Source organism: Sinomonas sp. G460-2 (assembly GCF_047759905.1).
Taxonomy (GTDB): Bacteria; Actinomycetota; Actinomycetes; order Actinomycetales; family Micrococcaceae; genus Sinomonas.
Window position 1 is genome coordinate 1 of record NZ_JBKZWT010000194.1, and the last position, 6,912, is coordinate 6,912.

At 70.4% G+C, this 6,912-nt stretch carries 11 protein-coding genes; 5 read left to right on the plus strand and 6 right to left on the minus strand.

Annotated features, from left to right (window positions below):
- Together ACLN58_RS15440 and ACLN58_RS15445 are read right to left on the minus strand one after the other, a co-directional pair.
- Positions 1–685 (minus strand): Vms1/Ankzf1 family peptidyl-tRNA hydrolase (locus tag ACLN58_RS15440; RefSeq protein ID WP_415856141.1); only part of this gene is annotated, 685 nt, incomplete at its 3' end.
- A gap of 2 nt (positions 686–687) precedes the next feature.
- Positions 688–876 (minus strand): DUF1918 domain-containing protein, encoded by a 189-nt coding sequence (locus ACLN58_RS15445; protein WP_415856142.1) that lies wholly within the window; start codon positions 874–876, stop codon positions 688–690.
- A gap of 292 nt (positions 877–1,168) precedes the next feature.
- Between ACLN58_RS15445 and ACLN58_RS15450 the strand changes: the two genes are divergently transcribed.
- The 3 genes from ACLN58_RS15450 to ACLN58_RS15460 all read left to right on the plus strand — a co-directional run bounded on the left by ACLN58_RS15450 (position 1,169) and on the right by ACLN58_RS15460 (position 3,157).
- Positions 1,169–1,720, plus strand: a complete 552-nt coding sequence (locus tag ACLN58_RS15450; RefSeq protein ID WP_415856143.1) for a hypothetical protein — start codon at positions 1,169–1,171, stop codon at positions 1,718–1,720.
- A 59-nt stretch (positions 1,721–1,779) separates the two neighbouring features.
- Entirely contained in the window at positions 1,780–2,421 is a 642-nt protein-coding gene (locus tag ACLN58_RS15455) for an SAM-dependent methyltransferase (protein ID WP_415856144.1), read from the plus strand.
- Between the two features lie 91 nt (positions 2,422–2,512).
- Complete coding sequence (locus ACLN58_RS15460; protein WP_415856145.1) at positions 2,513–3,157, plus strand: TetR/AcrR family transcriptional regulator; 645 nt, start codon at positions 2,513–2,515, stop codon at positions 3,155–3,157.
- Positions 3,158–3,172: 15 nt separating this feature from the next.
- On the opposite strand, the gene ACLN58_RS15465 is transcribed toward ACLN58_RS15460, so the two are convergent.
- Complete coding sequence (locus ACLN58_RS15465; protein WP_415856146.1) at positions 3,173–3,823, minus strand: LytR C-terminal domain-containing protein; 651 nt, start codon at positions 3,821–3,823, stop codon at positions 3,173–3,175.
- 15 nt (positions 3,824–3,838) lie between these two features.
- Positions 3,839–4,138: a type II toxin-antitoxin system VapB family antitoxin gene (locus ACLN58_RS15470; RefSeq protein WP_415856147.1), complete on the minus strand. Its 300-nt coding sequence runs from the start codon at positions 4,136–4,138 to the stop codon at positions 3,839–3,841.
- A gap of 140 nt (positions 4,139–4,278) precedes the next feature.
- Between ACLN58_RS15470 and ACLN58_RS15475 the strand changes: the two genes are divergently transcribed.
- Positions 4,279–5,169, plus strand: a complete 891-nt coding sequence (locus ACLN58_RS15475; protein WP_415856148.1) for a hypothetical protein — start codon at positions 4,279–4,281, stop codon at positions 5,167–5,169.
- On the opposite strand, the gene ACLN58_RS15480 is transcribed toward ACLN58_RS15475, so the two are convergent.
- Positions 5,166–5,669: a DUF4188 domain-containing protein gene (locus ACLN58_RS15480; RefSeq protein WP_415856149.1), complete on the minus strand. Its 504-nt coding sequence runs from the start codon at positions 5,667–5,669 to the stop codon at positions 5,166–5,168. The genes ACLN58_RS15475 and ACLN58_RS15480 overlap by 4 nt on opposite strands.
- 63 nt (positions 5,670–5,732) lie before the next feature.
- Between ACLN58_RS15480 and ACLN58_RS15485 the strand changes: the two genes are divergently transcribed.
- Entirely contained in the window at positions 5,733–6,320 is a 588-nt protein-coding gene (locus tag ACLN58_RS15485) for a TetR/AcrR family transcriptional regulator (RefSeq protein ID WP_415856150.1), read from the plus strand.
- On the opposite strand, the gene ACLN58_RS15490 is transcribed toward ACLN58_RS15485, so the two are convergent.
- Positions 6,304–6,804 carry a glutathione peroxidase gene (locus ACLN58_RS15490; protein WP_415856151.1) on the minus strand — a complete coding sequence of 167 codons (501 nt, stop codon included), beginning with the start codon at positions 6,802–6,804 and terminating at the stop codon, positions 6,304–6,306. The genes ACLN58_RS15485 and ACLN58_RS15490 overlap by 17 nt on opposite strands.
- Positions 6,805–6,912: the final 108 nt, after the last annotated feature.

Below are 6,912 nucleotides of genomic sequence, written 5' to 3' on the forward strand. Positions count from 1 at the left end.
TCATGTCAATCGTGCGGGTGAGCCGGAGGGCGCGCTCGCTCAGCGCGCCGCGGACCTTCGTGCGGGCCCGCTCGTCGCCCGCGAGCACCACGAGCTGGACGCCGCCGTCGTCGACGAGGCGATTGACCTCGGCAGCGACGTCCGCCCCGTTGCGGCGCCAGATCTCCTCGGTGCGGTGCTGGTACTTCCCCTGCGAATAGCCGCCGAGCGGCACCTTCGTGATGTTCTCCGTGATCCCGTGGACCTCGTGGCGGACCGCCGACCGCGCCGCCGACGCGCGGTGCCGGCTGACTTCCGCGTCCGCGCGCTCGGCCTCCACCACGAGATAGTCGACGTCGGAGCCACGCACCGCAGCGAGCGGGAGCAGGTCCGGAATGGGCGCGATCTCCACGAACGGCTGCGTGGGCGCACCGGGCAGCACCTCATTGACGGCGACCTGGCCGCCGTGGATCAGCACGAAGCGCGACGCCGGGCTCGCGGCCCCGTCCGCCGTCCAGTCGACGCCCTCCGCGGCCCGGGCGTCGGGATCGGCGGCCCCGGCCCTCGAGAGGGCGCGCGCGATCACCTGGCCGAGGGTGTCAGCGCGCCCGAGGGTCGCAACGCTTCCCGTGCTCACTTCCGCGTGGACCATGCACCAGGGACCGGGCCGGCGGAGGACCTCCATGAGGTCGGCGAGCGCGCGCACCGTCAGGTGCTCGCCTTCTCCACGACGAAGTCGCCTCCGGGGAAGACGACGGACTCGTGGCCATCGTCGAATCGGACCAGATAGGGCGGCTCGCCGTTGTCTCCGCGAACCTCGATGATCTCACCGTGCCGATCGTGGGATTCCACGGTTCGGCCTCGGATGACGATCCGATCGCCCTGCACTGCGTTCATGGCGGATCACCTCCTTGTGCTCCCGAGCGTACGTAGCGGCGTCCGCGCGCGGAAGGGGCCGAGCAGCGATGCACGGGGCCGACGGGCGGGGCACGGCCGGGTTCGGCGGGGCCCGGCCCGGTTGGGTCGGGCGCGGGGGTGGGATCGCGGCGGATGCCGCGCGCAAAGAGCGCGTCAAAGAACGACGGCGGGGCGTTGGGATTCCGTCAAGGGCCCCTTCGCGGCGCCGCGCCGGTGTTGTCATGGTTCTGCGACCACTCGCGCCCCGCGGGCGGGTCGCGGGAGGACAGCCATGAACACCATCTCGAGCACGGTTCCCCTCGTCGTCCTCGACGACATCGGGGTATTCCGGCGCTATCGCGACGTCGGGGCGCTCGCTGCGTCGGGCCAGCGGCCCGAGTCGACCCGCTGCGTCGTGGACCGGGACGGGCAGTACTTCCACCTCGAAGCCGATCCGGCCGGGAACCTCACGCTCAGCCGGCCCCTCGGCCCGATCGAGTTCTACTCCCTGCGGCAGCAGTTCGTGCGCGACCAGCATCGGCATCCCGAGCTGCACCGCATCCTGCGGATCTACCCGGACACGATGGGCGCGTTCCTCGACTCTCTGTTCGAGGAGCTCTCGCTCGAGGAGCCGGGCGACGAGCAGCAGTGGCTCGTCATCACCGGAGGCCAGACGTTGCGGGCCCCCGGACTCGACGCGGTAGACCGCCGGGTGGTCCGCGCGCCCGAGGCTGCGGTCGTCGTCGACCCCTTCGGTCACCGGTATCGCCCGCACATGGTGCGCCGGGGCGGGCTCGCGCGGCGGCTGCGGGGCCGGCCTGTCTACGTCGAGATCGCGGGCTAGCCGGCCTCTTGGCACGCGTGGCCTTGCGCCCGGGCGTCCACCACCGATAGGTGTTGACCATGCACAGCGATGACACACGGCCGGCGTCGGAGTTCTGGGACGAGCTGTACGGCGAGCGCGAGCAGGTGTGGAGCGGCAAGCCGAACGCTGCCCTCGTGAGCGAGATCGAGATGGTCGCGCCCGGACGGGCGCTCGACCTCGGATGCGGCGAGGGCGCCGACGCCTTGTGGCTCGCGCAGCGGGGCTGGACGGTCACGGGCGTGGACATCTCCGGCGTCGCCCTCGAGCGGGCCGCGCGCCACGCGCTGGAGGCGGGCCTCGAGGAGCGGACCGTGTGGCTGCACCGCGACCTCGCGGAGTGGGAGCCGGACGCCGAGTACGATCTCGTGTCCGCGCAATTCCTGCACTCGCCGCTCGAGTTCCCGCGCGAGCGCGTGCTCCTGACGGCCGCCCGGGCCGTGGCGCCCGGCGGGCTGCTGCTCGTGGTGGGGCACGCGGACTTCCCGCCGTGGGCGCAACACGCGCATGAAGGCGGGCGCGCGCAGCCGCCCACCGCCAGAGAGCTCGCGCTCGCGCTCGGCCTCCCCGCAGAGCAGTGGACGGTCGAAGCCCGCACGTCCGAGGGCCGCGAGGCCACGGGCCCGGACGGCCAGAAGGCGATCCTGACCGACGCCATCCTGAGGGCCCGGCGAACCAGCTAGCCCCGCCCCGGGGCCGTCTCGGGTACAGCTACCCGAGACGCGAAGCGGATGGCTGACACCCTTTGGTGACACTTTGACCTAAAATGTGGGTATGCCCCGCATTCAGGCCGAGTCGAACGCCGCCCAACGTGCCCTCACGCAACGCCGCATCCTCGACGCGTTCGGCGAGCTCCTGTTCACCCGCGGCCTACCCGGGCTCACGATGACCGACGTCGCGCGTCAGGCGGGAATCGGCCGCACAGCCGTCTACAACTACTACGCCGACCTCGAGGAACTCCTCATCGGCTACGCGCTCGACGAGACGGGCCGCTTCCTCATCGAGCTCAAGGAGGAGCTCGCCGCGCTCACCAACCCCGTGGACCGGCTGGCCGTCTACGTGCGCGCTCAGGTCGAGGACCTCTCCCGCCGCCACCTCCCGCCGGGACCTGCGATGCGGGCGGTGCTCTCGCCGTCGTCGTTCGCGAAGCTCGGCGACCATGTCGGCGAGCTCAACGCGGTGCTGCGCGACATCCTGAGGACCTGCATGGACGAGGGGTACATCCCGCGCGCCGATCTCGAGGAGCTCGCCCAGCTCGTGCTGGGCTCGCTCGCCGCGAGCGCCGACCGCGGCCGCAAGGAGGCCGCCCAGGACTCCGACCCGGCCACGCCGGCCGATCACACCGAGGCGACCGTGCGCTTCATTCAGCGCGGGGTCGGCGCGCGCTTCGACGAGATGGGGCGTCCGGTCCAGAGCTGACGCGGGGCAGCAGCCCTACTGCGGCGGCGTGACCGGCACGAGCGGACTCGGTGTCGCGCCCTCGCACAGCAGAGTGCCCGGAGTCTGGTCGATGATCCCCGGATCCTTGAGCTCCTTGAACGAGGGCAGAAGGATAAGGTCCACCGTCGCGTCGCCACGGCCGTCGAACCGGAAGACGCTCCCGGGGACGTGGCGCTGGACCGTGAACGCCGCGCTCTCCCCGGCGGGTCCGGCGACGATGACCGCCGTGGGCGATCCCGCCGCCTTCTCGTTGTCAACGGTGCCGACGGCGAACTTCCGCTGCGCGAGCTGGTCGCCGATGGTCTTCGCGAGACCCTCCTTGCCAGCCGCGTTGAAGACGTTGACGTGCACGGACTCGGGCGGAGAATAGTCGAACGTCGCAGACGGGCAGCCGAGCGTCTGCACCGCCGAGGCTTGGGGCTGCGGAATCACGAGCCGGCCGGTCAGAACGGCCCACGCCCCGCCCACTCCGAGCACGACGATCGCCACGAGAAGCGTCAGCATGAAGCCGTGCAGGATCCGCCGGCGCAAGTGGCCACGGTGCCCGGTCTCATCCGGGCCCGGCTCGAACTGCGAGCGAAGCTGCTCCCCGTTGACAACGCGGTGCCCGTGGTAGACGTCCAGATCCTTGTGCTTATGGCTCACGGTCGCGGCCTTGGATCAGGCGTCGAGGTCCAGGACGCGGGCGTGGATGGCCGTGCGCTGGTGGAGCGCCGTCCGAAGCGCCCGGTGGAGGCCGTCCTCGAGATACAGGACGCCCTTGTACTGCACGACGTGCGGGAACAGGTCGCCGAAGAACGTCGAGTCCTCGGCCAGGAGGGCCTCGAGGTCGAGCGTGCGCTTCGTGGTGACGAGCTCGTCGAGCCGCACCGCGCGCGGAGGAAGCGCGGCCCAATCCTTGGGCGTGTTGTACCCATGGTCCGGGTAGGGGCGCCCGTCCCCCACTGCTTTGAAGATCACACGACTAGAGTAAACAAGCCGGCGCCCACCATCATGCGGACATTCCACGCTGAGCAGATTGTGGCCGAACGGTTACGCGGCACCCTCGCGAGAGTCCCCTAGGGAACCCGGCGGCGCCCCGCGGCTGACAGAATGGGCACATGGAGACCCGCCCCCCGTACGCCCTGCTCCTTGACGTCGACGGCCCGATCGCGAGCCCCGTGAGCCGCACGGTCCGCCCCGAAATCATCGGCCTCCTGCTCGAGCTCGGCTCGTCCGGGATCCCGATTGTTTTCAACACGGGGCGTTCGGACACGTTCATCGCGAGGCAGGTCATGGACCCGATGCTCGCCGCCGGGATGCCGGACGGACTCAGGGTCCATGCGATCTGCGAGAAGGGCGCCACGTGGTTTTCCTACACGTCGGCGGGCGCGGGGCCGGTCCACGTTGACCACGAGCTCGCGGTCCCGGGCGAGTTCGCCGACGAGATGCGGGACCTCGTGAGCACGGGCTACTCCGATTACATGTTCTTCGACGAGACGAAGCGGGCCATGGTCTCGGTCGAGCAGCGCCTCGAGATCACGAACGGGACCTACCGAGAGGTCCAGGAGCGATTCGACGCGGACGCCATGTCCGCGATGTCGCGCCGGGGCCTCGGCGCAGTACGCCTCGACCACCACGTACCGGGCGACGACGACTCGCTCGATTTCCGCATTGACCCCACGATCATCTCGACCGACATCGAGTCGGTGCGCCTCGGCAAGGACCTTGGCGCGAGCCGTGCCTGCGAGCTCCTGCGGCGCGACGGCATCGTTCCGCAGGCCTGGTTCACGATGGGCGATTCCCGCACGGACTACGCGATGGCCGATTGGCTGCACCACAACGACCACGAGGTCCGGCACGTGGACGTGCGCCCCGAGGACGGCGTCCCCGACAAGCCCTACGAGATCCTCACCGCGGGCTATCTGGGGCTCGGCCCCGAGGTTATTCACGACGACGCCGGGCTGGCCTTCCTGCGCGAGTGGCGGGACGCTCTGCTCGGCGCGCGCTAGCTCGCCCGAGCGCTCCCCGCGCCGCTGGCGTGGGCCCAGCGCTGCTTGGCGGTGTTGAGGCCGTGCTCGACGGGCACGTGGGTGGTCGCCTTCGCGAGGCCGAAGAGCGGCATCCCGCTGTAGACAGTCTCGACGCCGGACGCCGGGACGGAGTAGGTCTCGTGCCACACGCCGACGTTGCCGGTCCCAGCAACCGTCTTCATGAACTCCCGCCACGGACCGAGGTGGGGCGCGTCGCGGTTCGCGGCGAAACGCATGAGGTGCTCGGGGCTGCGCCAATAGCTCACGAGGACCGTGGTCCGGCCGAGCCACTGGTGGTAGCCGAGCAGCCCGGCCTCGGGCGTGGTCGCGAGGTACCGAAGCATGCGCGGCATCGCGGCGGCCACACGCACGACCGTGCCGATCTTCCACCAACGGTTCGCCCGCATGCCGATGAGGAACACCGTCACGTCACCCTCCGGCCCGGCCGTGAACCGCCCGGGGAAGACTTCCTGAGCCATGGCTCTTCCTTTCCAGAGTTTCAAAACGTTGTTACGTAACGACGTTACGATATGCTGGGACGCATGGCAAGACCCGTTGTGCACGACGATGCCGTCCGAACCCGACTCCTCGACGTCGCCGCCGAGCTCGTGGACCGCGAAGGCCCGGCCCGCGTGACGCTCCGCGAGGTCGCGGCAGGCGCGGAAACCTCGACGACCGCCGTCTATTCCCTCTTCGGCGGCAAGGCTGAACTCCTCAAGGCCGTGGTGGACGGCGGCTTCACGTCTTTCGGGCAGTCCCAGCGGGCAGCGGCCGACGGCGGCCTCCAGGCTTTGGGGGTCGCCTACCGTGAATGGGCACTCGCCCATCCGGCGCTGTACCGGCTCATGTTCGGCTCAGCTGGGCGGCCCGGCGAGCGCAGCGCCGTCGCCCCGACTCCGGAGATCGCGGACGCGTCGATGGCGCCCCTCAGGGACGCCATCGCGGCGGGGCAACGATCGGGCGCGCTGCGCGACGCCCCGCTCGACACGGCGGTGTTCGTCATCTGGGGCCAGGTGCACGGCCTCGTCAGTCTTGAGCTCGCGAGCATGGAGCCGGGCGCCGACTGGGGGGCGATCTACGCAGAGGCGCTCGACGCCGTCGCCCGCGCCTGGGCTAGAGCGAGGCGCTGACCGGGAGAGCCAGCTCGATCGCGTCGCGAAGTTCGGGCGCGTCCGGGGTCACCCTCGAACGGAAGCGCCCCACGACCTCGCCCGCGGGGCTCACGAGGAACTTCTCGAAGTTCCACCTGACCTTGTCGCCGTGCTCGTCGCCCGCGGGGAAACGCGTGAGCTCCGCGTAGAGAGGATGCTGCCCGGCCCCGAGGACGTCGGCCTTCGCCGTGAGCGGGAACGAGACGCCGTACGTGAGGCGGCAGAACTCCTCGATCTCGGTATCAGTCCCCGGTTCCTGGCCCGCGAACTGGTTGCACGGGACGCCGAGGATCACGAGGCCACGCTCGCGGAGCTCTTCGTACAGCGCCTCGAGCCCCTCGTACTGAGGAGTGAAGCCGCACTTGGACGCGACGTTGACCACGAGGACGGCCTGCCCGGCGTACTGGCCGAACGCCGTCACGGTGCCGTCGTTGAGGGTCAGGGGAATGTCATTCAGGCTCACTCGCCCAGTCTAGTGGGCAGTGTTCGTGGGACTCGGGGTCGGCGTTGAGCTCGGCGTCGGCGTTGGGCTCGGCGACGCGGTGGGCGCCACCGCGGGCTTCACGGTGGG